The sequence below is a fragment of the Campylobacter sp. BCW_6460 genome (genome assembly GCF_001762705.1).
GTDB classification, from domain to species: Bacteria; Campylobacterota; Campylobacteria; order Campylobacterales; family Campylobacteraceae; genus Campylobacter_D; species Campylobacter_D jejuni.
Genome location: NZ_MJXI01000003.1, coordinates 75,797 through 101,349 on the forward strand (window position 1 = coordinate 75,797; position 25,553 = coordinate 101,349).

Here is a 25,553-nt window from a genome sequence, read left to right on the forward strand (position 1 = left end):
AATATTTTTAAAAGAATTATAACAAATTTTTTATATCAAAAATTCAATTCTATAATTTTTATCAAAATTCAGAAAAAATATTTATATTTTTATTTTTTTGATATCTCAACCAATAACCCGCCATCATCGAAGAAATTAAAACAGTTAAAATAAGTGTTGTAAAAAAACTTACATTAATAATCTGATAATAATAGGCAACACTCGCTAAAACTATTCCTGGACCACCTCTAGCATTCATAGTAATTGCAAAATTAATTCTTGAAATATTAGAAATTTTAACAAAATTTAATCCTATATAACAACCTAAAAATTTCAATAAACACGCAAGAATTAGGAAGAATATAAACATACTAAAAGAAAATTCATGTATAATATTTAATTGAATACCGATTAAAGCAAAATAAATAGGAATAAAAAATGAAAAAGCCATATCTGAAATACCGTTAACTTTTTCTCTTAATTCTTGATGATTATTTAAAATATTTTTTATTAAAAAACCTACAAGAAATGAAGTATACATAGGGTTGATATGAATCATATTTAAAAAAGCTATAGATAAAAATAACACAACAAAGCTTAAAGTAAAAAAATCAATTGTACTCATGCGAAAAGAAATTTTTTCAAAGAAATGAGAAATTACCTTCACAGCTATAAATAAAAATAAAGTAAGAAAAGCGGTTTTAAGATTGCTCATTAAAGTTAAATCTTGATTTGTTGCGGCATTAATAGTAATATTTAGTAAAATCCATAAAAACAAATCTTGTATTGTTGAAGTGGTTAAAACTATGCTTGCAAATCTTGTTTTAATCACTCCTATATCAAAAAATATTTTTGATATCACAGGTATAGAAGTTACAGCAATGGCTATTAAAAAAACCAAATCAAAAGATAAATCATTCCCCTTTATTCCAATAAAACTTTCTTTAAAATAATCAATAAAAAAATATCCCACACCAGCAGATAAAAAAGTACCACCTAAAAATAAAGTAGAAATAATCTTAATATTTTGTTTTTCAAAACTAATTTGCGTATTAAACCCTGCAATAAACATTAAAAATATCAAACCTAATTGATAAAAAATATTTAATATCTTCCCTTGCTCGTTAAATCCATTAAAGATATCTGTAAGTAAATCAGGAGCAAAAATATACAAACCACTTGCCCCCAAAACAAAACCACCAAAAATTTCACCAATTACTTTTGGGGCTTTAAATAAAGTAAATAATTTTCCAAAAACAAAAGAAGAAAATAATAAAACTCCTAAAGATAAAAATATAATACTAATATTCTCAGGACTTAAAGATTCAAATTTCATATTGCTTTCTTAAAGAATGATTTTTTCATTATTGATTTCATCTTGTATTAAATTTAAAATCTTAACACATTCTTCTACATAGTGTCCTACAGCTGTTTCTTCAGAAAGTTGCACACCAAAAACTCCACTTTTTGCGATATTATATAAATCATCAATTTCTGCAATAGTAGGAATGGGTTTTTCTTCCATATTTTTTAAAATTTGTGTAGCTAAAAATACTTTAATTGCATTATGATGTGCCATTTCTACAATATAATTTTGAAAACGTGGAATTTTTTCTATACCAATTTCTGTGGATAAATCTCCTCTATCAATTAAAATATATTCTACTTCTTGCAAAATACTGTATAAATTATTCACTGCTTCTAAAGTTTCAATTTTAGAAATAATCTTAGTATTTGAATGAAGCACTTGTTTTAATTCTTGTATATCACTTGCTTTTCTTACAAAAGAAGCTCCTACATAAGCTATATCAAACTCATTGCAAAGCTTTATAAGTTCCTTGTCTTTTTCAAATAAAAAAGGAATATTATCATGCAAATTTCTTACATGCATACCCTTATTATTTAAAAGCAATCCTGTGCTTTTAGATGTAAATATAATTTCTTTATCGTTAACTTCTTTTACAATAAATAAAAACACACTATCATTTGCATAAACCTCCATACCTGGTTTAACAAGCTTATAAAATTCTTTATAGTTAAATTGATCAATTTTTAAAGAAAAATCCTTATCTTTTTCTACTTGAATAGCCTCGCTAATGCCTGAAGTTCTAATTTTATTTCCTGGTAAATCAATCAAAATATCAATATCAGTTTTTTGTTTTCTTAAATTAATAATAGTATTTTTAATACTCTCTATATCTCCATGTGCCCCATTGATTCTATAAATAAATTTATCTTGATGAATTTGATTAAGATTTATCTTTCCACCTAAACTAGGGCCTGTTGTTAAAATAAGCTTCTTCATTGTCAATCCTTTAATTGATAAAAATATTTCCTCTACCTAAAGCAAGTATACTAGCAGAAATTTCTGAACGCATCATAAGTTCGCTAGGAATTTTACCCTCACTTAAATCCTTTCTAATTTGCGTACCACTAATTGCAATTCTATGTTCTTTATAATGTGCACAATTTTTTTCACTCACAATTTTTTGACATTTAGAACAATAATAAGGTTCTTTTAAAAGTAAAAAATCTATACCTAAATCATAACGCATTGATAGATCTTTAGCTAACTTTTGTGCCTCGTAAATTCCGTAATAATCTCCCACTCCTGCATGATCCCTGCCAATGATAAAATGGGTACAACCCATATTTCTTCTAAGTAAAGCATGAAAAATAGCTTCTTTAGGACCTGCATAACGCATAGCAGTTTGTAAACCTTGAATATAAACTCTATCTTTAGGATAAAACTCATCAAACATAGTTTTATAAGCACTCATCACTGCTGCTTCGGTAAAATCCCCTTGCTTTTTCCAGCCTGTTAGAGGATTAATAAACAAAGCATCGCAAATTTCAAGCGCAATTCTTTGCAAATGTTCATGAGCTCTGTGGATAGGATTTCTTGTTTGAAAACCCACTATGGTCTTAATATCAGCATTAAAAACATCTTTTAAGATATTTTTATATAAAGAATCTTTATAAAATTCTTCTTTAAGTTCTATCTTTCCACCAACACGCAAAGAAGAGCGTTTTTTTTCTTTTATAATACCAGGATGTTTTTCATCTTTAGTTTGAAAAATTTCATAAAGATCCTGATCTTGAACGCAAAATTTATCTTCGATTTGAATATTTCCTATAAATTTGTCTTGATAATATAAATCTTGCTTTTGTCCTACATAAATATCTTTAAAATCATCCACTTCCAAAGTAATAGGCAAGGTCCATATTTCACCATTTAAAAGTTGCATTTCATAAATTACTTTTTTATATTCTTCATAATTCATAAAACCTTCCAAAGGATAGAACACACTGCTAGCAAAATATTTTAAATCTAGGAAATTTTCATGAGTAACTTGTAACATTTATTCGCGCTTTGAATTATCTAAATTTTGAGAAAGTGCTGTTAAAATAAGGCAAACCTTATCATCAAGCGCTGTCATTTGGGTATTATCAATCACTAAATCAGCCTTTGGTTCATCATACGGAATGTCTACACCCACGACATTTGAAATTTCACCCTTTAAAGCTTGGGTATATAAATTCTTTTTATCGCGTCTTTTCAACTCTTCAAATTCACATTTTATATAAATTTCAAAATAATTTTTTAAATATTTGCGGTTATACTCATAAATTTCATTCCACATAGAAATCGCACTTACGATAACTATCATTCCTTGATTACTTAAAAAACGAGCAAAATCGGATCGTTTAAAGGATACATCCATACGACCTTTTTTATCATAGGAAAAACATCCCAAAAGCTCTCTTAACTCATCTCCATCAAGATAGATAACATTGTCATATTTCTCTTTTAATTTTCTATACAATGCTTGTGCTATATAACTTTTACCACTTCCTGCTAAACCTGTAAGCCAAATAGTTAAATTATGTTTCATTACACATCTGCTCAAATTTTTGATAATATTTCCATTGTTTTAAATGCTTTGGATAATTTATTTTTATAAAATTTAATTCTTCATCTAAAATATCTTTTAATTTTAATCGCAAATCTTTTCTCATTTGTAAATATTGCAAAATTTCTTCTTCTGTAATAAGATTGTTTTTAATCTTTATCTCATTCTCTTCAAACGCATCCATATAACCGTTTAAATATTTTTTGCTATCTATAAAACATTTTTGATTATTCTTTAAAATATTATATTCTTTTTGTTTTATTAACAAAATAATATTATCAAACATTAACTTTCTTTCTTTAAAAATTTCAGAAGTAATGTCAATATAGTCTTCATCTGTCATCTTAGGCTCTAAAGAATTAAAATACATAAGATTTTTTGTAGTAATTACTATATTAATACAAATTTCACCTATAACAATAGAATATACAACTGGAAGCACAACCAAATCACCTTGATGGCGATTAATTCTTTTAGAAAAAAAAGAATAATCGCATTTTACATTAAAAAATTTATCAGCTATAAAATCAAATGTTTTTCGAGCATTTAAACCAGAGATTTCATTAAGTTCAAAACACAATACATCTTTTTTTAAAATTTTAATTCTTTGATATGATTTAAAGTAAAGTTCATAATTATCTAAAACTTTTATCAAGCTATTCAATTCAGGTTTGCTTGAATTGGAATACCAGTAAAGTATTTCTGGAAAAAGCTCTTTAAAATTTGAATTTAAAGTTATCTGTTTCATCATTGGTTTTATTTTGCTATTTTGGTCACCTATATGATTTATTGCATGTCTGATAATTGATATTGGATCTCTACATATATATAATAAAGGAACATTGCTAGTAAATAAATAATAAATTTTATCATTATTTTCAAACACTCTTGGAGCTATTGCTACATGTGTTTTTTTGCTTAATATATACGTATAATTATCGATATAAACTTTTTTTTCATCTTCCCAACCATTTGCATTAATAGTTGAAATACCTGAATAATTAAAAAATGTATAAATAGCCATTGTTCCACTACATGCAGCCCATAGCCATATTAATTTATAATTTTCAGGCAATGGTAAATTCATTTTCCAAGCTAATTCGCCTGAAATATTATGATAATTTATTTTTTCTGCTTGATCATTAAGTTTTTTAGGGTCAAGTAAAGAAGGATAAGGATGATTTACATCTTGAAATCTTTGCTTAAAATCACTTGATAATAACCATTCTTGTATCATTTCCAAATGATTTAGCGTATAATTAAAATTTTGAAAAATAACTTTTAATGCTGGTATATAATTTTTATGTAAGTCTAAAATAATTTTCAAATTATCCAAATTACACATGAATAAATTTTTATTTTCAGCAAGTATAATATAAATATTTTCTTCAAACTTTTTAGAAAGATCTAAAATTTCTTTTATTATTTTATAATCTTTTTTAGTTTGTTCTATATTTTTAAAAAGAAAAAAATACCCATCTTTAAACTTATTCATATCAGCCTTGATTAAAACTTCTCCCAGCATATAAGATAAATGAAATTTATATCTTAGAGATTCACTATAATCAGGACATGTTTCCAAACTTGGATATTTAAGTTGAGGAAAGATTTGTATGGTTTGTTGATAAATTTGTTGTTCTTTTTTATGTTGTTTTTTAATTTTATAAAGTTTTTTAAATAATGCTATATACCCCCCCCCATTTTGTTTAAAATCAATTAGAGCTTGACCCAATTTATAAGCTAAATGATTTTTTATTCTTTCTATAGCTGAGTTTGGGTTATACATAGGATTTCTCCTTTAAAAATGGCTTTGGTTGATTGTAAAATTATAATAATCCTCAGGCACACCAATATCTATAAAATAATCATCAAAAATACAAGCTCTAGCCTTTAGTTTTTTATAATTTTCTTGTAAAAACTCTTCAAAAGAAAATTTTTTCTCTAAATCAAATTCATTAAAAATATCTTTAGCTAAAAGATAAATTCCACCATTGATTAAACCCTGATTTTTAAATATTTTTTCTTCAAAAGAAATTACAAGACCTTGATCATCAACATTTACCGTGCCGTATCTATCAAAATCATTCATTTGTTTTAAAGCGAGGCAAATTCTATTTCCATTTAGCTTTAATTTACTTAAATCTATATCAAAAAAAGTATCGCCGTTTAAAACATAAGCTTCATTTTTTATAAATTTCAAAGCCTCTTTTATAGCTCCACCTGTTCCTAGAGGCTCTTTTTCGATGCTGTATTTTATTTTTATACCTAAAAACTCATCTTTAAAATACTCTTTTATCACTTCATATTTGTATGATACTGCTAAGATAACTTCTTTTATGCCTTGTTTTTTAAGATACTCAAAAATAAATTCTAAAAAAGGTTTATTATTTATCGGTGCCATAGGCTTTGGAATATCCTTTATAACACTTTTAAGTCTTGTTCCTAAGCCACCACAAAGTATTATTGCTTGCAAAAAAAACCTTTACCGAAAAGCTCTTCTTCAACTATAGCACAAATAATATGCCCTATTAAAATATGTGCTTCTTGAATTCTTGGCGTGCAAGTTGAAGGCACTTTTATACAATAATCACAAAGTTCATTCATCGCTCCACCGCTAGCTCCGCTTAAGCCTATACTTATGATTTCTTTTTGCTTGCAAAGCTCTAAAGCTTTTAAGATATTCTTACTATTTCCACTTGTAGAAATTCCTATAAAAACATCTCCCTTAACTCCTTGAGCTTGCACTTGTCTAGCAAATAAATTTTCATAACCATAGTCATTGCCAATAGCAGTTAATATACTCGTGTCCGTTGAAAGTGCAATACTTGCGATACCAGGTCTATCAAAATAAAACCTACTTACAAATTCCCCTGCGATGTGCTGTGCATCTGCTGCGCTACCACCATTTCCCGCAAGCAAGGTTTTATTACCATTTTTATAAGCTTTTATGACTTCTAATGAAGCATTTTTAATAAGAATTATTAAATTCTCATCTTTTAAAATTTGCTCTTTTACTAAAATAGAATCTGTAAAATGTCCTTTTATATAGGAATTTAAATTCTCCATGATTTAACCCCCTCTTTTGTAAATGAAAAATCCTGCACATAACCTTGCTCTTTGCTTAAAGCTTTGATTAAGTTGTATTTTTTAGTAGGATCTACAAAGAAAAACATAAATCCACCAGCTCCTGCTCCGCTAGTTTTGCCGCTATAAGCTCCATTATCTATGGCGAGTTTATAAATTCTTTCAAGCTCATCATTACTAACAATTTCTGAGATGATTTTTTTTGACTGCCAAGACTTACCTAAAATTTGTGCCAAAGTATCAAAATCGGCTCTAAATAAAGCTTCTTTCATCTTGATGGCATCTTGTTTTATCGCGTGCATGGCCTCTAAAGACTTTTCATCTCCTAATTTTCCTTTTTTATGCTCTTCTATATCTTTTGCTTCTCTTGTGATATTGGTAAAATAAAGCACGGTTCTAGCTTCAAGCTCACTAGCTATCCAGTTTTTTATACGCAAAGGATTAACAATAACTCTTTTATTATCATAAAATTCCATAAAATTAAATCCCCCAAAAGTTGCGGCGTATTGATCTTGTGCTCCACCTACTATACCTAAATCTTCTCTTTCTATCTCATAAGCAAGCCTAGCGATTTCATATTCCCCTAAAGGTAGATTAAGCCATTCTGCAAAAGCTTTTATAATGCCTACAACTAAAGTTGAGCTTCCACCTAAGCCGCTACCACTTGGTACATCTGAGTATGTATGCAAAGAAAAACTCAAAGGTTTTTTTACAAAATCTTTTACAATGCGATTATAAATACTTTTAAAAATATCTAATTTTCCATCATTTCCTAAGAATTCTTTACTTTCGTACTCAGAGTAAGAATTTGTATCAGGAGAATCAAAAATGATTTTTCCATCTTCTCTTTCAATCAAAGTGCAATGTATATATAAAGATATAGTTGCATTTAAAACATAACCTGTGTATTTATCACAATATAAATTTATATCAGTCCCCCCACCTGCTAAACCAAGGCGAAGAGGAGTTTGCGTGCGTATGGTTTTCATCTATTTAATGGAATCCTTCCTTTTTTTATCTCATCTCTCCAATGATTTAATAGATCCTCAAACATTTGTCTGGCTGGAATTTCTGGCTTCCAGTCAATAAAACTTTTGATTTTTGTATTATCAAACATTTGATAATCCGCATCAATTGGGCGTAATCTTTCTTCATCTTGTTCTACTTTAATATCTTTTCTTGTAGAAAAAGATAAAAGTATATCTACAACTTCAGGGAGCTTAAAAGCCTCTTCTCCTGCTATATTAAAAGCTTCCCCACAAGAAACTTTTCCATTTTGGCTTTCTAATGAAAGTAGATAATAGGCCCTTATAGCATCACGACAATCTTGAAAGGTTCTTACACTCGAAAGATTTCCAACCTTGATAACAGGCTCTTGATAACCCGCTTCAATTAAAGCAATTTGTTTTGCAACTGTGCTTTCAAAAAACACATCACTTCGTCTTGGGCCACTATGTGTTCCCATTCTTGTAACAAAAGTGCGAATGTTATAGGCTTCGCCATAAAATCTTCCCAAATAATCAGTGCCGATTTTGCTTATGCTATAAGGACTTGCTCCATGAAAGGCTGTTTCTTCGTTAAGTTTTATGCCTACTTTTGCCTTGCCATAAACTTCACTTGAAGAGCAAACATGCACTACAGGATCATAGCCATCTTTTGCCTTTAAAATTCTAATGTTTTCCAAAATATTTGCTGTGCCTATGATATTTGTTTGTAATGTTTCTATAGGTATATCAAAAGAAGTTTTTGGATAAGATTGGGCTGCCAGATGAAAAATCACATCAGGTCTTTGGCTTTCAAAAAGCTTTTGAAGACTAGAGTAATCATTTAAATCTGCATAAAAAATACTAATTCTATCTTTTTTATTAATCCTATCACTTAAATGATAGATATTGTCCATAGGTTCTTGCCAACGCATCATACCCATAACTTCATAGTCTGTGTTTGCAAGCAAGAAATCTGCCATTTGTGAGCCAACTTGACCTGTAAAACCTGTAATTAATGCTATTTTTTTCATAGACTATCCAATACTTTTTTAAATAAACTAATTTGTTCGCTAATACTAAATTGGTGATTGCCTACAAAAAATCCTTTTTCATGTATATATCTTGCATTTTTTAATTCTTGATAAATTTCATAGTCAAAATACTTAATTACCTCATTTTGCGTAAAATCACCAGTAGCTATAGGACGATACTCTATATCATTTTCTTCTAGTTTTTTAATAATATCTTTTCTTTGTAATTTCGAATTTGGTCTAATCATCAAAGAAAATCCAAACCACGAACTACTTCCTATTTCTTTTTGTATAATAAATTCAGGATGATTTTTAAAATATTCACAAAACAGTTTAGCATTTTCTCTACGGTACTTTAAAAACATAGGTAATTTTTTAAGCTGTTCTATACCTATAGCTCCACTCATTTCCACTGGACGAACATTGTATCCTGGCAACACAAAACGAAATGACTCACTAAACCAATCATCACTTTTATTAGCAACTTTATTTTCTTTTGGTAAATTTCTAGTCCAACCATGTGCTCTTAAACATAGCAAAATATGATACAGCTCATCATCATCCGTGACAACAAAACCACCTTCCATTGTGGCCATATGATGAGAAAAGAATGTTGAAAAAGTTCCCATGATACCAAAAGTTCCAGTTTGCTTTCCTTTATACTCTGCACCCATTGATTCGCAATTGTCTTCAAGTAAGATAATATCTTTATCTTTTATCATATCTTTAATTGCATCAAAATCATTAGGGTTTCCTAATAAATTTACAATCATGATCATTTTTGTTTTATCGCTAATGGCACTACTTAAAGCATCTAAGTCATAATTTAGTGTTTCCAAATCTATATCTACAAATTTTAATTTCAAGCCATACTGGTAAAGCGGATAATAAGTAGTACTCCATGATACTGCAGGGACTATAACTTCGTCTCCTCTTTTTAATTTAGGATTTTTTGTATAAAACAAGGCCGCTGTTGCTATCAAATTTGCAGTTGAACCCGAACTTGTCATAACCGCATACTTTGAGCCTGTAAATTTAGCAAAATCTTTTTCAAATTCAGCCACCTTTTTACCCATAGTAAACATATCGCTTTTGATAACATCTTGTATTGCTTGTAATTCCTTTTCATCCCAAGTTGATGAGGCTAGTGTGTATTTCATTTATTCTCCTTTATTTAAATACCAATCATACATCATTTTAATACCATCTTCAAGTTCAATTTTGTGTCTCCAACCCAAAGAATGAATTTTAGAACAATCCATTAAACGATCCATTGTGCTATCTGGTCTATTAGGATTAAAAATCAATTTTCCTTTAAATCCGACATTTTGCTTAACCATTTGAGTAACTTCTGCTATACTATAATCAATACCTGTTCCAATATTAATATGCGTATTTTTTATTTTTTCATCTTTATTATATAAATCAGAAAAATTTACATTTTCCATAACATAAATAGCAGCATCAGCCAAATCATCACTATGTATAAATTCTCTTCTAACCTTCCCTGTCCCCCAAATTTCCACACAGTCTTTTGAAATACCAAAATTAGCTAAATACTTCTTCGCTTCAACAAATGATTTCATTTTTAAATCTTTTAAAATTTCACCCTCTCTTTCCTCTTCTAGTAGTTTAGCTAGATGAAATTTTCTAAGTAATGCCGGCAATACTCTAGACTTTTCAAAGTCAAAATTTGCTCTTGTTCCATATAAATTATTTAAAGCTAAAGTTATAAAATTGGTTCCGTATTGAATATTATATGATTCACACATTAATGCACCTGATATTTTTGCAACACCGAACGAGGTTGCATTATATTCTAATATATCAGTCAACATACTTTCTTCTTTAATGGGATTAAGAGTTTTTTCAGGATACATATAACCTGAACCAAAAAAAATTAATTTTTTTACTCCAAATTTGAAAGATTGATGGATAATATTATTTTGTATAGTTGTATTTTCGTATATAAAATCTGCTCTTTGAGATACATTAGCAGCGCCACATGGCAAAACTGCTGCTAAAAAAACATATTCTGGTTGCTCGTTTTTAAAAAATTCAATCACAGATTGTTGATTTAACAAATTAAGTTCTTGTCGTGTTTTAAGAATTAAATTTTCATATCCTCTTTTTTTTAAGTTTTCTACTAAGGCAGTACCAGCTGTACCTTTGTGTCCTGCTATATAAATTCTAGAATCTTTATTCATTAAAATCCTTTAGTATGATCATTAATTGTTGCATCAATATCCCTATCTGATAATATAGGGTTGCTTGTTGCCCAATCTATAGCAATTCTACTATCATTCCATGCGTAAGTAAATTGATCTTTAGCGTCAACATACTCGCCCTCATAAGCCCACTTGTAATAATATAAAGCATCACTTTTTGAGCTAACATACTGCGCATTTCCAAAATAAGGTGGAATTAAAATTAATTTCTGATTATTTTGATTGATAATAAATTTTTCCCACTTTAGATAAGTAGGAGAGTCTTTTCTACAATCAACCACCACTTGATGCACTTCTCCATACACACAAGTTACCAATTTCCAAGACTTGTGATCTCCATGAATTCCTCTTAAAACATTTGGTTTTGATAAAGTAAATTTATCCAAAACAAAATTTAGGTTATCAGGAAGCAGATGCTTTAAACAATCTTCAGAAAATACCGACCAAATTTCTCCTCTTAAGTCCCTAAATTTATTAGGAGTTATTATATATACCCCTTTTAAAATTTTTGATTCTTGTATGTCAAATTCTATTGCCATTATTATTTCTCCTTTCTTGTTTAATTTTCATTTTCAATCTAGGCACATCTTTGAATATAAATTTAATATACCCCCCTTTGTACCAATTTTTACTCGCCTTAATAAAAGCTTCGCCTAATTTATAAGTAAAACATTCTTTTTCTTTTAAAGCTTCATTATAATCTGGATAAGTTTCTAAAGGAGGTAAGGCTAAATTTGGATTTTGTTTTATTTTTTCTTCATAGGCTTTTTGTTCAAATTTGTGTTTGTCTTTTATATAAGATAATACATAAGGCATTCTTATATAGCCTAATATACTTTTCGAATTGTCTATCAAGGCTTGCCCCAGTTTATAAGATAGATGATTGTGGATTCTTTTTTTAATTGAAATATTAAATTTAATAAAATTATTATTTTCTTTAATTTGTATATAATCTCTCCACTTCACTAAATTACGATTTATAATATGAATGCAAACATAATCAATGTAAAAAAATCCAAATCCAAAAAAGTTTAAAAATAGAATCTGCTCTTCCTTAAAATTACGCCCTATTTTTTCTATAAATATAAAATCAATAAACCCATTAAATCTATTTTCATCTTTCAATATTTTTAATCTTTCGTTTGCACTGCAACAATCATTTTGAATTAAATATTGCTTAATTAACTCCAACTCAAAGCAAAAATTTTTAGTAAAAAAACTTGCTTTTTTGAGATAAAATAAAGTTTGTTCTAGATTAACGTTTAGTTGCTGAGAGTATAAGTATAAAAATGCATGAGAAATTCCTTTAAAAAATGCATTTGTTTTATAAATATCTATCCTATTTTTTAATAAATCATACCGTTCTTCTATATTAATAAAATTTAAATTTTGCAACTCACTTTTTTTTCCAATCCTAGCTGCTAAAACTTTATACATTGAACTACTTGTGCCAAATATAATATCCGCATGAGACATTAATATTAAATCAAAAAAGTCTCGCTCAGCGTAACTATACTCGTCTCTGTAAAAATCTACAGAAAAATAAATATTTTCATTATTGTAATAATTTTGTTTCACTTGCTTTATACTTTCGATATCTCCAGCGAAAAAAATAACCTTATAGCCCTTTTTTACAAACTCATCAGCAATATATAAAGCCAACTCGATAGGAAAAATATAATGGTATAAATTAGCCTTGAAAAAAAAATCAGTAAAATCAAACAAAGAATCACCATTTCTTAAATGTATCGCCATGATATTATTATTTTTAAATTTCAATTCAATAATACTATTAATATAGCTTATAATTGATTTATAACGCTCCGAAAATTTTATTTCACTCCATAATTTTGGAAATTCTAAAATATAATCCTCATAATCTACATCTGCAATAATTTGTTGTAGATCACCCCAATAATCCATAAAATGTCCATATTTTTTTGGCATAATACTATAATCAACATCTTTAATGCTTTTTAAAGATGTTGAATTTGAAAATAAATTTTGCTGCAAACTTGTTGGGTATACATATTTGCTCACAAAATTTAACTCAAAAATATTTTCAGCATCATCTATTGCTATATGATTATTTGAAATATTATGTTTTGCTATAAAATTCTGAACAGGCCATATAAAACCAAATTTTAATTTAGTCTTCTTAGAAATATATAATGCATTTATAATAGAAAATATTCTTGAGGCAAATCCATCATATCTACAAGATAGAATTAAACCTGGATGTTTTCTAATATACAAATCAATACTATCGAGTAAAGACGAATTAAAATTTACTAACTTTAGAAAAGAGAAAGAATACTTTTGAAACAATTCCAATTCAACTTTATTAGATTCAACATTTAACAAAGAATAATCTAATAATTTATAATTTAAATTATCATTAGAATAGTAAAAATGAATATCACTGATATTCATTTTTAATTTAAAATGAAATAGGATAATTTCAGGTATGATTTCATCAACAAAAGAAATAACTAAGTCATCATTGCTTTGATTAATATTTTTAATTTTATGATTAATTTTTAAAATATCACTCTGCTTCCAAAAAGAATTTAAATTTTTAAACATTTCATAACCTTTAAAGCTTGCTCCAAAGCCTGATCCATATTATAGTATTTAAAATTTGCCAATCGACCAACTGGATAAAGATTCTTAACAAACTTGGACTCTTGTTTATATTTTTCATAAATATAACTACTATCTTGTGTCAATACAGGGTAATACGGCTCATGTCCTTTTTCTTTATTATATTCTAAGGAATACTCCAACGCATAACTAGTTCCTTGAACTTTTTGATATGGTAATTTCTTATATTCTGTAATTCTAGTATAGCACTCAAAAGGATAGGCTACAACAGGAAATGGTTGTTTACTTTCTATATTTTCATGCCTCCATTCAAATTCTAATGTTCTATATGGTAATTTTCCATATTTATAACCAAACAACTCATCAAGAGCGCCTGTATAAACAACAGGAATAGTAATTTTATTTCCATATAAACTTACGTTATTTCCAATAATCCTGAGACTATCCAAAGCATCTTTATTTAAAACAACTTTAATATTTTTATGTTGTAATAAATTTTTGAAAAAGTAACTATAACTTATTTTTGGCATAATCTGAAATTTATCATCAAAATACCCGTTTTCATAAGAAAGATTCAATGGAACTCTCTGAAATATACTAACATCAATCTTATCTAAAGGTATTCCCCATTGTTTTGATGTATAAGGCTTGTAATCTTTCTCAAACAAAAAATTAGCATATACTTTAATTAAATCACATTTAGAATTTAATGCCTCAAATACTGTAATCTTTTTTCTTTCACCAAATTCTTCTTTTATTTTTTGCTTTAAAAATTTAGACTCATCCTTGTTATAAAAAGTATCAATAGTATGAAAATTAAAAGGAACTGAAACTATTTTATCATCAATCTTAGCTCCGCAAACTAATTTATAATCAATCCATTCAGAATATTTTAATACAAAATCATATAAATATCTTTTAGATGTATGGAAGGTATGTGGTCCATATTTATGCACCAATATTCCATGCTTGTCTACATAATCATACATATTTCCACCAATATGATTACGTCGCTCCCATATTGTAACATTGTTTCCTTTTTCTGCCAAGATTCTTGCTATAGTAGCTCCAGTAATACCTGATCCAATAACTAAAATATCCATTTTAAAGCTCTTTTAAAAAATTATTTAAACCTTCTTGTAAGGAAATTTTTGGTTTCCAATTTGGCAAACGCATTAACTTAGATGATGATTTGCTAGAAATAGGCTCCATAATTTCATTGGGAGAATATTCACGAGCACCCCATTTAATATTTATTTTTCTTTTTGTATATTGTTCAAATAAATTAGCTAATTCTTTTAAAGTATATCTTGTATTTTCTAAAGTATAAATTTGATTATTGATAATCTTTTTCTCAATGCACATTGATATTAAAATATCAAAGCCATCAATAACATCATCTATATGAGTTATATCAATCTTTTGTTCCCCAGGACTCATATCTAAAATTTCTTCATTCAATGATATTTTTTTCCAAAAATTAAAAATTTTAAGCCTTATATCATTATTTCCATAATTATCATAGATCATTAAATTTACAATATCAAAATAAGAAGAATAAAAATTTGTTAAATCCATAAAAGCTTGCTTTGTTGCATCATATAAAGTCTTGGGTTTATAATGAATACTATTAGCGAATTGACTAAAAGTAATAGTATTAATAAAAAAACCAATTTTTAATTGCACAAAGATATCTAACAATTCTAAACCAAATAAAATATTAGAATTAAATATTTTTTTTACATCAGATGGAGAGTGTTTAGAAAAATATAAAGTAGCCAAATGAACAACCCCTTGTATATTTTCTTTTTGCAAAAACAACAATAATTTATTAATATCTTCATCATAAGTATAAACCACACATTTATCTTTAATATTACTTATATCACTATTTTTTCTTACCAATGCAATAATATCATATTTATTATGATATTTTCTAATAAAATTTGATCCTATAAAACCCGTTCCCCCGGTAATTAAAATTTTCATATTTCTATCCCTATAAAATTATTATCTATATATTGTCTATCTAAATCTTTTCTCGATATATTCCCGCTCCCTAAAGGCCATTTTATCCCCCCCCCCTCATAATTCTCAAATACATTGTGTCTATTTCTTTGATAAAAGTTATTTGTTGATATTATTGCTTTATCAAAAGGATTTATACCCCTATCAGCACTCGAATTAAATTCTTGAGTCACAAGATATAAGATTTCAGCCTCATCACTTAAAACTTGAAAACCATGTGCAAATCCTTCTGGTATATAAAGATATTTGTTATTTACTTCATTAAGCTCTATACTAAAATATTGTAAAAAAGTAGGAGAATTTTTTCTTATATCTATTGCTACATCCAAAATCGATCCCTTAAGACATCTTACAATTTTTGTTTCACAAAATGGCGGTATTTGATAATGCATTCCTCTAATAGAACCCTTTCCTATCGTTTTGGAATGATTTATCTGAATTATAGGTTTTTTCATCCCTATTTCTTCGAAATCATTGGTGCAAAAATAACGTTCAAAATAACCTCTTTCATCACAGATAGGTTTAGGTTTAATAATATACACACCTTCGATACAAGTTTTCATAAAATTAAATCTGCTCATTATTACAACCCTTCAATAATTTTTTTTAATTGTTTAACGCTTATAAGTTCCTTTTTATTATAAAAACTTTTATACCACTCTATTGTCATTTTAATACTTTCTTCAGCTGTTAACAATGAATTCCAAGATAACATCTTTTTTGCCTTTGAGGTATCTAGCATTAATAAATTTGCCTCATATGGAGCATTTAAATCAATCTTGTACTGATAAGAAATTTTATCCCAAAAATTTTTTGCTATTTTCAATACTTCCTCCACTCTTAAATTTCCACTTACTTCTGGCCCAAAATTAAAACTTGTAGCAAACTCGGTATGTCCTTGTAATAATTTTGTCCCGAGTAGTAAATAACCATATAAAGGTTCAAGGACATGTTGCCAAGGACGAGTTGATTTTGGATTTCTAATTTCAACTATTTTATTGCCAATACAAGCTTTAATAATATCAGGTATCAACCTATCCTCGCTCCAATCGCCGCCACCAATTACATTTCCAGCCCTAGCAGAAGCAATTAATATTTGATGCTTACTACCAAAATCATTAGCATTAAAAAAACTCTGTCTCATAGAATCAATAACAAGCTCGGCACAAGCTTTGCTAGCACTATAAGGATCATAACCACCCAAAGTATCACTCTCTCTATATCCCCAAAACCATTCTTTATTTTTATAAACTTTATCAGTAGTTATTAATACAATTGCCTTTAAATTTTTAAGCTTTCTAGAAATGTTTAAAATATTTAATGTGCCAATTGTATTTGTTTGAAAAGTATTATAAGGATCTTGATAGCTTTTTCTTACTAGTGGTTGAGCCGCCAAGTGAAAAATAATCTCTGGATCGCTATTTATCAAAGCTTTTTCTAACTTTATCGCATCATTAATATCTGAAAAATAACTATTTTCATAAAGTCTTTCACCACCAAGAAGGTCGAAATGATTAATCTTGGCATTTGGTTGCAAAGAATAACCATCAACCTTAGCACCAAGATTATGCAACCATAAACCCAACCAAGAACCTTTAAAACCCGTATGACCCGTAAGAAAAACTTTTGTATTTTCATAGATTTTAAACAACATAGCAACTTTTTCCTATCTATTAAGCCATAAAGCCCAAGGGGCTTTATTATTTATCCACATGCGTGTTAAGTCATTCTTATCTTTTAAAGTATCCATACATTTCCAAAAACCATAGTGCTTATAGCTATAAAGTTCGCTATCTTGAGCTAAATTTCTTAAAGGATCTTGCTCAAAAACAGTTTTATCTCCTTCTTTTATATAGTCAAATATCTTAGGTTCACACACAAAAAAACCTCCATTAATCCAACCTGTATTATTTAAATTAGTATCACCTTTAGGTTTTTCTGTAAAATTTTTTATACAATTTGTATCATTATCTATATCTAAAGCTCCAAATTTTCCTTCAGGCAAAACAGAAGTCATTGTAATAGCCTTACTATGGCTTTTATGAAAATTTATCAATTCTTTAATATTCACATCACTTACCCCATCGCCATAAGTAAGCATAAAAGTTTCATTACCCACATAAGGTTTTGCATATAAAATTCTACCTCCTGTCATAGAATCTTGTCCAGTATAAAGCATAGTAACTTTCCATGGTTCATGCCTAGTATTGTGAATTTGAACAGAATTATCTGACATATCTACTGTTATATCACTATATTGTGTATAGTAATTTATAAAATAATCTTTTATAATGTGACCCTTATAGCCTGTTAAAATAATAAAATCATTAAAGCCATAATAGCTATAAATTTTCATTATATGCCACAAAATAGGTTTACCGCCTATTTCAACCATAGGTTTAGGCTTTAAACTTGTTTCTTCTGAGAGTCTTGTCCCTAAACCACCTGCTAAAATTAAAACTTTCATAAATTACCATCCTTATTTAAATAATTTCTTATATATTTCATATACAATTCTTCTTCGACTACCAATAGGAAAAAAAAACTTAACAATTTTTTTCCTATATTTTACAGATAATTTTAAATTATTTAATAACATATGATTTACGAGATGCCAATTTTTTATGTGCAATAAATGCTCATAATAAGGACTTTTTCTTGCATATTTCCAAAATTCAATATCAAAATCGCAATCAACCCACCATGGCTTTGGATGGCCAGCAAAATGTATTATTTTTGGATTCTTTCTAGCGTTAATATAAGCCAAATAATTTTTTAAAGGGGCGAGTTTTATACTCTGCTCAATAAAAGCATTTGAATATGTATACACATTCCATCCTTCATCAAGAAAATAAATATCCTGTTGATATAAAACATTGATCATATCTTGTTCATATATTCTATAATTACTTTTTTCTATGCAATTTAAAATATATTCTAAAGTATATTTATCTCTAGCCTTTGAACAGTTAAAAAGCAAAATCCCTGTATTGCAATAATTATAAGGATTTTTTAAAATTGTTTTGTAATACTGTAAACTATCTTTAAGCTTATCGTTTAGCCATCCTAATAAAACAACATCTTTAACCGCACCAAGAATACAATTTTTCAGATCTATCGAATATAATTCCGATAAATCAACATTGCATATGGTATCACAATCTATAACAATAACCTTATCATACTCACTTAAAATGTATGGGATTATAATCCTAACATATAAATCTTTAGAATAAACTGGATTATCAACAAATAATTTTATACGATCCAAGTAAATAAAAGGATCATAGAATGTAATCTTGATATTTAAATACATATTATACTCTTCTACAAGTTTTTCTAAAATTAATTTATTGGTATTGCTAATATCTTGGCTTAAAATTATATACTCATATTTATTATCTTTACTCAATTTTTCTAAAGAAGAAATTAAAAATGAAGTATAAACTGGAACATATTCATTATTAAAATTTGAAACAATTGTAATTTGATTTTTATTGAAAAATGGAATTAGTTTTCTTTGTCTTTTAGGATAAGTAATAAAAATTAAAGGTCTTTCAGATACTTTAAATTTATTTTCTTTTAAATACATGATATAAATACCAAAAAGTCTTTCACCAATAGTACCAAAAGTTCTATATTTTTGAATTCCATAATAACTAATATCAACCCTTTTCTCAAGTTCAAATAAAATATCAAACAACCATTTTGAATAATCAAGAAAGATATTTTTTTTCATAATAAAACAATTATACAACCTACATCTATGACCTTTCATATATTTTTCTGCTATATTAAACATTTTAGGATATTTTTCTTTAATAATATTCATAGCCTCTTGCATATCTTCAATGTTGTGATACTCTGGAGATCTTAACATTGCATCATAGTTATTACTATTCCCTAGATCAATATCTGAACATACTACAACATCGTTTTCTAAAATTATTTTTTTCATCTTATTTTTGTTGATTTCATATCTATTTAATATTTCATCAGTAATATAATCTTCAACTATACAACCATTATTTGATTCTGTTTTTCCTCTTGATAGATTTAATGCATTATCAGAAAATGAAAAAAATCTTCTATAATGGCAAAGTCCATAATATTCCGCATTAACATTTTTCCACATCCAATATTGTACTGTTAATTCGCAATAACTATCTCTTTTAAAAGATATATTATCTCCAACATCATCTCGAAGCAGATCTGTCGTTTTTTTAAAAAAGGAGCCACATTCGATATGATAAGCAAATGGCATATTAACCTTTTCCGCTTCTAAGTCAATTCTATGTGATAAAAAAATCTTAATATTTTCCATATTTTTTCCTTAATTTAATTAAAATTACATTGTTTTGTATTTTTATTAATTTTCTAATAAAAAAACGCTTAATATTTTTTCTATATACAAGCAAATAAGTATTATATTTTATAACCATATTTATAAAAAAATAATAAATTGTAGAAAATCTATTTTTTGGTATATCTTTATATAAAAATGAATCTTTTGCATATTGCCAAAAAATATATTTTAAAAATTTATTACCACTCATCCAAGGTTTATTATTTTTTTCCCATTTTATTATTATTAAATCTTTTTTATCTTTAAAATATTTATTATATATAAATAAAGGATAATTTTCAATTCGCAAATCTATTTTATAATCTAATGTTATATTCCAAGAAAAGTCCAAATAATAAATCAAATCAACAAATAGTATATTAAAAATATTTTTATTATATATTGATAATGTATTTTGAATATCTTCGAAATTATATATTCTACGTATTAAATTACAATTGAAAAACATTACCGAAGTATCAATACAATTCTCAAATGTATGCGAAAAATTTATATTCGAAACAGCTAGAATTGGATGGGTTTTTTTCTGAAATATTAAAGAAAAACAATTATTTATTATAGTATTAGAATTTATAATAAATAATTGTTCTGTATGCAATATAAATGGGAGTAAAATTTTACAATAATCTAATTTTTGTTCTAAAGATAAAACACATGGTAAATTATTATAATATCTATTTAACAAAATATCAATATTAAAATAAAAAAAATTAATATTAAAATATTTACTTTTTATTAATGAAAAATAATCTTTATCTATAATTGAAAAATCATTAACAAAAATAATAATTTCATATTGCTTTTCACAATCCAAATTTTCCAAAATAGATTGTAAGCACACATATAGAGCAAAATTATAAAAACCAGCTTCAAACTTATGAAAAAGTACAATTTTATATGAAGAATTACTAAAGCTGCATTGAGAAATATCAATATCTGTATTTTCCAAAAAACTAATCTCCATTTCTTTTATTTTAACACCATGTATCTGTTTATATGTTATAAATATAGTTAATAAACATTCACCTAAATATCCCAAAAATCGCATATCTTCCTTGGCATATACTGAACTATCAATTAAATCATCCAATTCTTTTAATATTGAAAACAAAAAATTACTATATTCCACAAATAAAACTTTTCTCATTATATACATATTACACACATACATAATATTATTTTCAATAAAAAGATTAATTGCTTTTTTAAAATGAGGATATTTTTTTAAAACTATATCAATCATTAAATCATAATTTTCAATATGCTGTCCTTTTATAGCACCATAATTATTCCTTATTTTTCCATGTGGAAAATACTTTGCATCATATCCACAAGGTAATATAATATCATTATCATCAATCTGTTTTAAAATAATATTATTATTAAAATTATTTTTATAATTATAGTCAATCTGTTTAAATCTTTTAAATCTACTCTTATAAAGCCAAGTACTTTTTTTCTCAGTAAAATTATAAAATAAAAAATGTCTCCGATGGTGCATAAAACCTATGTAATCTAAATTTTCAAGATTATAATTTTTCCAAACCCAATATTGTGCAGTTAATTCACAATATTTTTCATTTAAACAAGATATATTTTTCCCTTTATCATCTCTTAACATATTATCAAATTTTTGATTTGATAAAGCACAACCAGTTTGAATCGGAATAATTAAGTCGCTTTTAAAAATATAACTTAGATATTTATATGAAACAAATATTTTTACATTCATTACTAGATCATCCAATTTCTTTGAATAAAAAGATATATTTTTTCTATTTTACTTAAATATATCTTGTGCTGATCGAATAAAACGGCATATTTCTCTGTGCTAACATTATATTTTTTACAAAGTTGTTCATAAAAATTAAGAAGACTATAACTATCTTCCTTTAAAATATTTTTTAATTTAATTTCTTCTTGTAATAAAGTAGAATTTTTATCATATTGTTTAAAATACTTATGTGATTTATTTCTTTTATGGTAAATATGAAATACAATCTTTTTTTCAAAAAAATATGGCAGACTATTAAAGCTAAGATATTTTCTGAAACCTTCGCTCAAAAGTGGTGCTTTATAAAATTTATCAACCATTAAATCTTTAGTTGGTTTGATTACATTTTTATAAAGTGCAAGCTTTATCATAAATTCAAAATCTTCTCCACCATGACCAATAAATTTTTCATTAAACCCACCTACATTGAAATAATCAATTTTTCTTACAAATATATTTGCACTTGGAGAAGCTAAATGCAAATATAAATCTCTTCTAAACATAATATATTTATCAAACATCTCTTCTCTGTTATGCTTAAAAACCATTCTTGACCCCTTTCTTGAAAGATATAAACATGGTAGAATAACAAAAGGCTTCTCTTTATTTTTAAGCTCATCTATACAATAATCAGCTAAATTTTCATCAAATAAACAATCTACATCCATAAGATAAATAAATTCACTAGAACATTGTTCTACTGCCATATTTCTAAGCAAACTTTGACAAATCAATTTTGCATAGAATCTTCCTGAAACTAATTTTACATTACTTTTCTTTGCGCAAATTTTCCTAAGATATTTATCAAATATACTTCCACGATCATTATGTCCAAAAACAATCTCAACCTCATCGCTGGATCTTTTTAAAATACTTTTAACTTTTTTCAGTATATCAAAAGGTCTAAGATCTAAATCCACAGGGACAATAACACTATATTTACTCATGCATTCCCTATCGCATAAAGTTGAATAATACCTACAACCCTTTCTTCTTTCCCTACTATAATTTCTTTGATTTTATATTTTAACATGATCTCCTCTGCTTCACTTGCCATAGCATCAGCATCAACTACTTTAGGATTTGTACTCATGATTTCTTTGGCCTTAAAATCAAACCTTGGTTTATCACTTGCTTTTAAAGCACGACGCAAATCCCCATCAGTGATAATGCCAACTAATTTTTCATTTTTAAGTACCACACAAAGCCCTAGTTTTCCACTAGTCATCACATCAACAAGATCGTTAAATTCGGTATCAGGATGCACTATAGGAAGGTTACTTGAAACCATAAGATCTTTTACCTTGGTTAAAAGCTTACGCCCCAAACTCCCCCCTGGATGAAAAAGGGCAAAATCATCAGGCTTGAAATTTCTTACCTTCATCAAAGCAGCAGCTAAAGCATCTCCCATAACTAAAGTTGCCGTTGTCGAAGACATAGGAGCAAGCTGCAAAGGACAAGCTTCCTTTTCCACAGCTATATTTAAAAATATATCGCCTTGCTTTACAAGGGTGGAATTTTTTTTACCACACATTACTATAAGTGGAATTTTACGCTTTTTTATAGCTGGAATGATTTTTAAAATTTCTTCAGTTTCTCCTGAATTTGAAATAGCGATTAAAACATCTTCGGGAGTTAACATTCCAAGATCTCCATGCAAAGCCTCTCCTGGATGGATAAAAAAGCTTGGCGTTCCTGTGCTTGCTAAAGTAGCTGCTATCTTAGCACCTATATGGCCTGATTTACCCATACCACTAACTATACAACGCCCTTTAGTATTTAACATCAAATTTACAGCTTGATTAAAATTTTCATCTAAATTTGTAGCCAAATCCAAAATAGCTTGTACTTCTTTTCCAAAAACTTCTTTGGCTATTTCAAGAGTATTCATTTTTAAACCTTAAAGATTAAGCACAACATTGGTTGCGATAGCAATTTGATAAAGAATTTGAGTTAACATTGAGAAAATTTGCAAATTCTCACTATCCACTTTTGGCAATACCAACACAGAATCGCCTGGTTTCATATCTATACCACTATGATATTTTTCAGCTTTTCCATTGCTTCGTATCACCAAAACTTTTGAAGTATCCGCTCTTTCTCCATAACCTCCTGCAAGATTGATATAATATCTTAAATCTTTTCCCTTATCATACACAAAAGCCCCAGGTAAAGAAACCTCGCCTTGAACTATGATGAGATTATTCTTACTTGGTACATTGATAGTATCACCATCTTCTAAAATAACCGAATTATAAGACTTTGGATTATCGATGACAATTTGGCCTTTTGGTTGTACTTGCTTAGCTCTTTGGATAAATTCTAAAATCGTTTTTGCTTGTTGAGCTCTTATAGCTGCACCTTGAGCTGTAACAGAACTGCTAGTTAAAGCTAGAGTTTCAAGCTCTTTAAGCTGAGCATTGATAAGCTCTTTTTGAGTTCTAGCTACACTTTTTCTAAATACTTGCAAAGCTTGCATGTTTGATTGCGGATTAGCTTTGATTAGTTTAGAAATATCTTCTAAAGTCGTTCCTTTACCCACAACCAAAGTTTTTAAACCATTATGCTCACCATTTACACTTATAGTTATATTTTCAGAAACATACTCAGGGTGAAATTCTACCTCATCTCCCGTTCTAAGTAAAACTTTTGAAAATTGCATTTTATTATAAGCACTGACATCAAGTTTATGATCTTCACCATAACTTTTTACGATAGCATTAGTTACGATAGGTTTAGCACCTGATACTCTAGCCAAGTCAGCTAAAGTTTTAATATCATTTGAAAGTTCAAAACGAAAAGGTCTTTGCACATCACCGTTAACAAAAGCGTAATTTTGAACATTTCCTACTAAGATAACATCTCCGCTTCTAAAAGGAAAAAGATCCATTTGCCCTTTTAGCAAAAAATCATATAAATCGATATTTTTTATCACGCTGTTATTGCGCAAAATTTGAATATCTCTAAAACTTCCATATTCTAAATTTATACCCCCTGCTTTATCAAGATACTGGATCACTGAATCCGAACTAAGTCCTTGATAAAGTCCTGGAGCATTAACACTTCCTGTTACAAAAACACTGACATTTTGATAAGCATTCATATCTGCATAAACAAAAACATTGCTTTTGTAGATTTTATTAACACGTGCTTTTATAACACTTACAAGGGCACTATTTTTCACACCTAGTAAATTTACAGCTCCTACTTTAGGGATAAAAATATTTCCTTGAGAATCCACCACTAAAACTTGCGAAAACTCAACAGCTCCCCAAATTTTAAGACTGATTTGATCACCAACTGCGATCTTATAATCTGGGTTATAAACTCTTTGATTGTAATTTTTAAAATTTCCATTAAAAAGATGAGCACCAAATACTAAAATTTGATGAATTTTTGTAAGATTATTTTCTTTATTTGCTATATCATAATTTGAGCTTAAATTTTGATCTACGCTAGTTGTAGTAGAACCTTGATCCTCTGCTGAAATAATTTGTGAAACATCCACAGCTCCAAAACATAAAATACAACTAAAAAATAAAATCAATATTTTTTTCAT

Annotated in this window: 23 protein-coding genes; all 23 read right to left on the minus strand. The window is 27.6% G+C overall.

Annotated elements, in window-relative coordinates:
- Positions 1 to 61 precede the first annotated feature (61 nt).
- A complete protein-coding gene (locus tag AJ881_RS02220; protein ID WP_070278635.1) occupies positions 62 to 1,315 on the minus strand; it encodes a cation:proton antiporter in 1,254 nt (417 codons plus the stop codon).
- Between the two features lie 9 nt (positions 1,316 to 1,324).
- On the minus strand, positions 1,325 to 2,284 hold the full coding sequence (locus AJ881_RS02225; protein WP_032590092.1) for a pyruvate kinase: 960 nt from the start codon (positions 2,282 to 2,284) through the stop codon (positions 1,325 to 1,327).
- Positions 2,285 to 2,294: 10 nt separating this feature from the next.
- Complete coding sequence (locus tag AJ881_RS02230; RefSeq protein ID WP_070278637.1) at positions 2,295 to 3,341, minus strand: sulfate adenylyltransferase; 1,047 nt, start codon at positions 3,339 to 3,341, stop codon at positions 2,295 to 2,297.
- Complete coding sequence (locus AJ881_RS02235) at positions 3,342 to 3,875, minus strand: adenylyl-sulfate kinase (RefSeq protein ID WP_070283187.1); 534 nt, start codon at positions 3,873 to 3,875, stop codon at positions 3,342 to 3,344.
- Positions 3,865 to 5,679 carry a DUF2972 domain-containing protein gene (locus tag AJ881_RS02240; RefSeq protein WP_070283186.1) on the minus strand — a complete coding sequence of 605 codons (1,815 nt, stop codon included), beginning with the start codon at positions 5,677 to 5,679 and terminating at the stop codon, positions 3,865 to 3,867. Before AJ881_RS02240 ends, AJ881_RS02235 begins: the two co-directional genes overlap by 11 nt.
- Before the next feature lie 12 nt (positions 5,680 to 5,691).
- Positions 5,692 to 6,366 (minus strand): nucleotidyltransferase family protein, encoded by a 675-nt coding sequence (locus tag AJ881_RS02245; protein WP_070283185.1) that lies wholly within the window; start codon positions 6,364 to 6,366, stop codon positions 5,692 to 5,694.
- Positions 6,354 to 6,959, minus strand: coding sequence for a D-sedoheptulose 7-phosphate isomerase (gmhA2, locus tag AJ881_RS02250; protein ID WP_070283184.1), 606 nt, complete (start codon positions 6,957 to 6,959; stop codon positions 6,354 to 6,356). The genes AJ881_RS02245 and gmhA2 overlap by 13 nt, the downstream gene beginning before the upstream one ends.
- Complete coding sequence (hddA, locus tag AJ881_RS02255) at positions 6,947 to 7,966, minus strand: D-glycero-D-manno-heptose 7-phosphate kinase (protein WP_070283183.1); 1,020 nt, start codon at positions 7,964 to 7,966, stop codon at positions 6,947 to 6,949. The genes gmhA2 and hddA overlap by 13 nt, the downstream gene beginning before the upstream one ends.
- A complete protein-coding gene (locus AJ881_RS02260) occupies positions 7,963 to 8,994 on the minus strand; it encodes a GDP-mannose 4,6-dehydratase (protein WP_070283182.1) in 1,032 nt (343 codons plus the stop codon). Before AJ881_RS02260 ends, hddA begins: the two co-directional genes overlap by 4 nt.
- Positions 8,991 to 10,154, minus strand: a complete 1,164-nt coding sequence (locus AJ881_RS02265; protein WP_070283181.1) for a DegT/DnrJ/EryC1/StrS family aminotransferase — start codon at positions 10,152 to 10,154, stop codon at positions 8,991 to 8,993. The genes AJ881_RS02260 and AJ881_RS02265 overlap by 4 nt, the downstream gene beginning before the upstream one ends.
- The gene (locus AJ881_RS02270; protein ID WP_070283180.1) at positions 10,155 to 11,201 is read right to left on the minus strand and encodes a GDP-L-fucose synthase family protein; all 1,047 of its coding nucleotides are present in this window, start codon (positions 11,199 to 11,201) and stop codon (positions 10,155 to 10,157) included.
- Positions 11,201 to 11,761, minus strand: a complete 561-nt coding sequence (locus AJ881_RS02275) for a dTDP-4-dehydrorhamnose 3,5-epimerase family protein (protein ID WP_070283179.1) — start codon at positions 11,759 to 11,761, stop codon at positions 11,201 to 11,203. The genes AJ881_RS02270 and AJ881_RS02275 overlap by 1 nt, the downstream gene beginning before the upstream one ends.
- Entirely contained in the window at positions 11,745 to 13,655 is a 1,911-nt protein-coding gene (locus AJ881_RS09530) for a hypothetical protein (protein WP_261660171.1), read from the minus strand. Before AJ881_RS09530 ends, AJ881_RS02275 begins: the two co-directional genes overlap by 17 nt.
- A gap of 137 nt (positions 13,656 to 13,792) precedes the next feature.
- Positions 13,793 to 14,929 (minus strand): UDP-galactopyranose mutase, encoded by a 1,137-nt coding sequence (gene glf / locus AJ881_RS02285; RefSeq protein ID WP_070283178.1) that lies wholly within the window; start codon positions 14,927 to 14,929, stop codon positions 13,793 to 13,795.
- Between the two features lies 1 nt (position 14,930).
- On the minus strand, positions 14,931 to 15,815 hold the full coding sequence (locus tag AJ881_RS02290) for an NAD-dependent epimerase/dehydratase family protein (RefSeq protein WP_070283177.1): 885 nt from the start codon (positions 15,813 to 15,815) through the stop codon (positions 14,931 to 14,933).
- Positions 15,812 to 16,435: a dTDP-4-dehydrorhamnose 3,5-epimerase gene (rfbC, locus tag AJ881_RS02295; RefSeq protein WP_070283176.1), complete on the minus strand. Its 624-nt coding sequence runs from the start codon at positions 16,433 to 16,435 to the stop codon at positions 15,812 to 15,814. Before rfbC ends, AJ881_RS02290 begins: the two co-directional genes overlap by 4 nt.
- Positions 16,436 to 16,437: 2 nt before the next feature.
- Positions 16,438 to 17,508, minus strand: coding sequence for a CDP-glucose 4,6-dehydratase (rfbG, locus tag AJ881_RS02300; RefSeq protein WP_070283175.1), 1,071 nt, complete (start codon positions 17,506 to 17,508; stop codon positions 16,438 to 16,440).
- Positions 17,509 to 17,520: 12 nt separating this feature from the next.
- Complete coding sequence (gene rfbF / locus AJ881_RS02305; RefSeq protein ID WP_070283174.1) at positions 17,521 to 18,321, minus strand: glucose-1-phosphate cytidylyltransferase; 801 nt, start codon at positions 18,319 to 18,321, stop codon at positions 17,521 to 17,523.
- Between the two features lie 12 nt (positions 18,322 to 18,333).
- Positions 18,334 to 20,178: a DUF4422 domain-containing protein gene (locus AJ881_RS02310; protein WP_070283173.1), complete on the minus strand. Its 1,845-nt coding sequence runs from the start codon at positions 20,176 to 20,178 to the stop codon at positions 18,334 to 18,336.
- The gene (locus tag AJ881_RS02315) at positions 20,165 to 21,967 is read right to left on the minus strand and encodes a DUF4422 domain-containing protein (protein WP_148123007.1); all 1,803 of its coding nucleotides are present in this window, start codon (positions 21,965 to 21,967) and stop codon (positions 20,165 to 20,167) included. The genes AJ881_RS02310 and AJ881_RS02315 overlap by 14 nt, the downstream gene beginning before the upstream one ends.
- A complete protein-coding gene (locus AJ881_RS02320; RefSeq protein ID WP_070283171.1) occupies positions 21,955 to 22,941 on the minus strand; it encodes a galactosyltransferase-related protein in 987 nt (328 codons plus the stop codon). The genes AJ881_RS02315 and AJ881_RS02320 overlap by 13 nt, the downstream gene beginning before the upstream one ends.
- Positions 22,938 to 23,885 (minus strand): SIS domain-containing protein, encoded by a 948-nt coding sequence (locus tag AJ881_RS02325; RefSeq protein ID WP_070283170.1) that lies wholly within the window; start codon positions 23,883 to 23,885, stop codon positions 22,938 to 22,940. Before AJ881_RS02325 ends, AJ881_RS02320 begins: the two co-directional genes overlap by 4 nt.
- A 9-nt stretch (positions 23,886 to 23,894) precedes the next feature.
- Entirely contained in the window at positions 23,895 to 25,553 is a 1,659-nt protein-coding gene (locus tag AJ881_RS02330) for a polysaccharide biosynthesis/export family protein (protein WP_070283169.1), read from the minus strand.

Bases quoted from the DNA above. Each gene is read 5' to 3' on its own strand.
- AJ881_RS02310 (WP_070283173.1), bottom strand. From the start codon at position 20,178: ATGGAAAATATTAAGATTTTTTTATCACATAGAATTGACTTAGAAGCG.
- AJ881_RS02270 (WP_070283180.1), bottom strand. From the start codon at position 11,201: ATGAATAAAGATTCTAGAATTTATATAGCAGGACACAAAGGTACAGCT.
- AJ881_RS02260 (WP_070283182.1), bottom strand. From the start codon at position 8,994: ATGAAAAAAATAGCATTAATTACAGGTTTTACAGGTCAAGTTGGCTCA.
- AJ881_RS02220 (WP_070278635.1), bottom strand. From the start codon at position 1,315: ATGAAATTTGAATCTTTAAGTCCTGAGAATATTAGTATTATATTTTTA.
- glf (WP_070283178.1), bottom strand. From the start codon at position 14,929: ATGGATATTTTAGTTATTGGATCAGGTATTACTGGAGCTACTATAGCA.
- rfbF (WP_070283174.1), bottom strand. From the start codon at position 18,321: ATGAAAGTTTTAATTTTAGCAGGTGGTTTAGGGACAAGACTCTCAGAA.
- hddA (WP_070283183.1), bottom strand. From the start codon at position 7,966: ATGAAAACCATACGCACGCAAACTCCTCTTCGCCTTGGTTTAGCAGGT.
- AJ881_RS02230 (WP_070278637.1), bottom strand. From the start codon at position 3,341: ATGTTACAAGTTACTCATGAAAATTTCCTAGATTTAAAATATTTTGCT.
- AJ881_RS02325 (WP_070283170.1), bottom strand. From the start codon at position 23,885: ATGAATACTCTTGAAATAGCCAAAGAAGTTTTTGGAAAAGAAGTACAA.
- rfbG (WP_070283175.1), bottom strand. From the start codon at position 17,508: ATGTTGTTTAAAATCTATGAAAATACAAAAGTTTTTCTTACGGGTCAT.
- AJ881_RS02235 (WP_070283187.1), bottom strand. From the start codon at position 3,875: ATGAAACATAATTTAACTATTTGGCTTACAGGTTTAGCAGGAAGTGGT.
- AJ881_RS02330 (WP_070283169.1), bottom strand. From the start codon at position 25,553: ATGAAAAAAATATTGATTTTATTTTTTAGTTGTATTTTATGTTTTGGA.
- AJ881_RS02275 (WP_070283179.1), bottom strand. From the start codon at position 11,761: ATGGCAATAGAATTTGACATACAAGAATCAAAAATTTTAAAAGGGGTA.
- AJ881_RS02225 (WP_032590092.1), bottom strand. From the start codon at position 2,284: ATGAAGAAGCTTATTTTAACAACAGGCCCTAGTTTAGGTGGAAAGATA.
- gmhA2 (WP_070283184.1), bottom strand. From the start codon at position 6,959: ATGGAGAATTTAAATTCCTATATAAAAGGACATTTTACAGATTCTATT.
- AJ881_RS09530 (WP_261660171.1), bottom strand. From the start codon at position 13,655: ATGAATATCAGTGATATTCATTTTTACTATTCTAATGATAATTTAAAT.
- AJ881_RS02265 (WP_070283181.1), bottom strand. From the start codon at position 10,154: ATGAAATACACACTAGCCTCATCAACTTGGGATGAAAAGGAATTACAA.
- rfbC (WP_070283176.1), bottom strand. From the start codon at position 16,435: ATGAGCAGATTTAATTTTATGAAAACTTGTATCGAAGGTGTGTATATT.
- AJ881_RS02290 (WP_070283177.1), bottom strand. From the start codon at position 15,815: ATGAAAATTTTAATTACCGGGGGAACGGGTTTTATAGGATCAAATTTT.
- AJ881_RS02240 (WP_070283186.1), bottom strand. From the start codon at position 5,679: ATGTATAACCCAAACTCAGCTATAGAAAGAATAAAAAATCATTTAGCT.
- AJ881_RS02320 (WP_070283171.1), bottom strand. From the start codon at position 22,941: ATGAGTAAATATAGTGTTATTGTCCCTGTGGATTTAGATCTTAGACCT.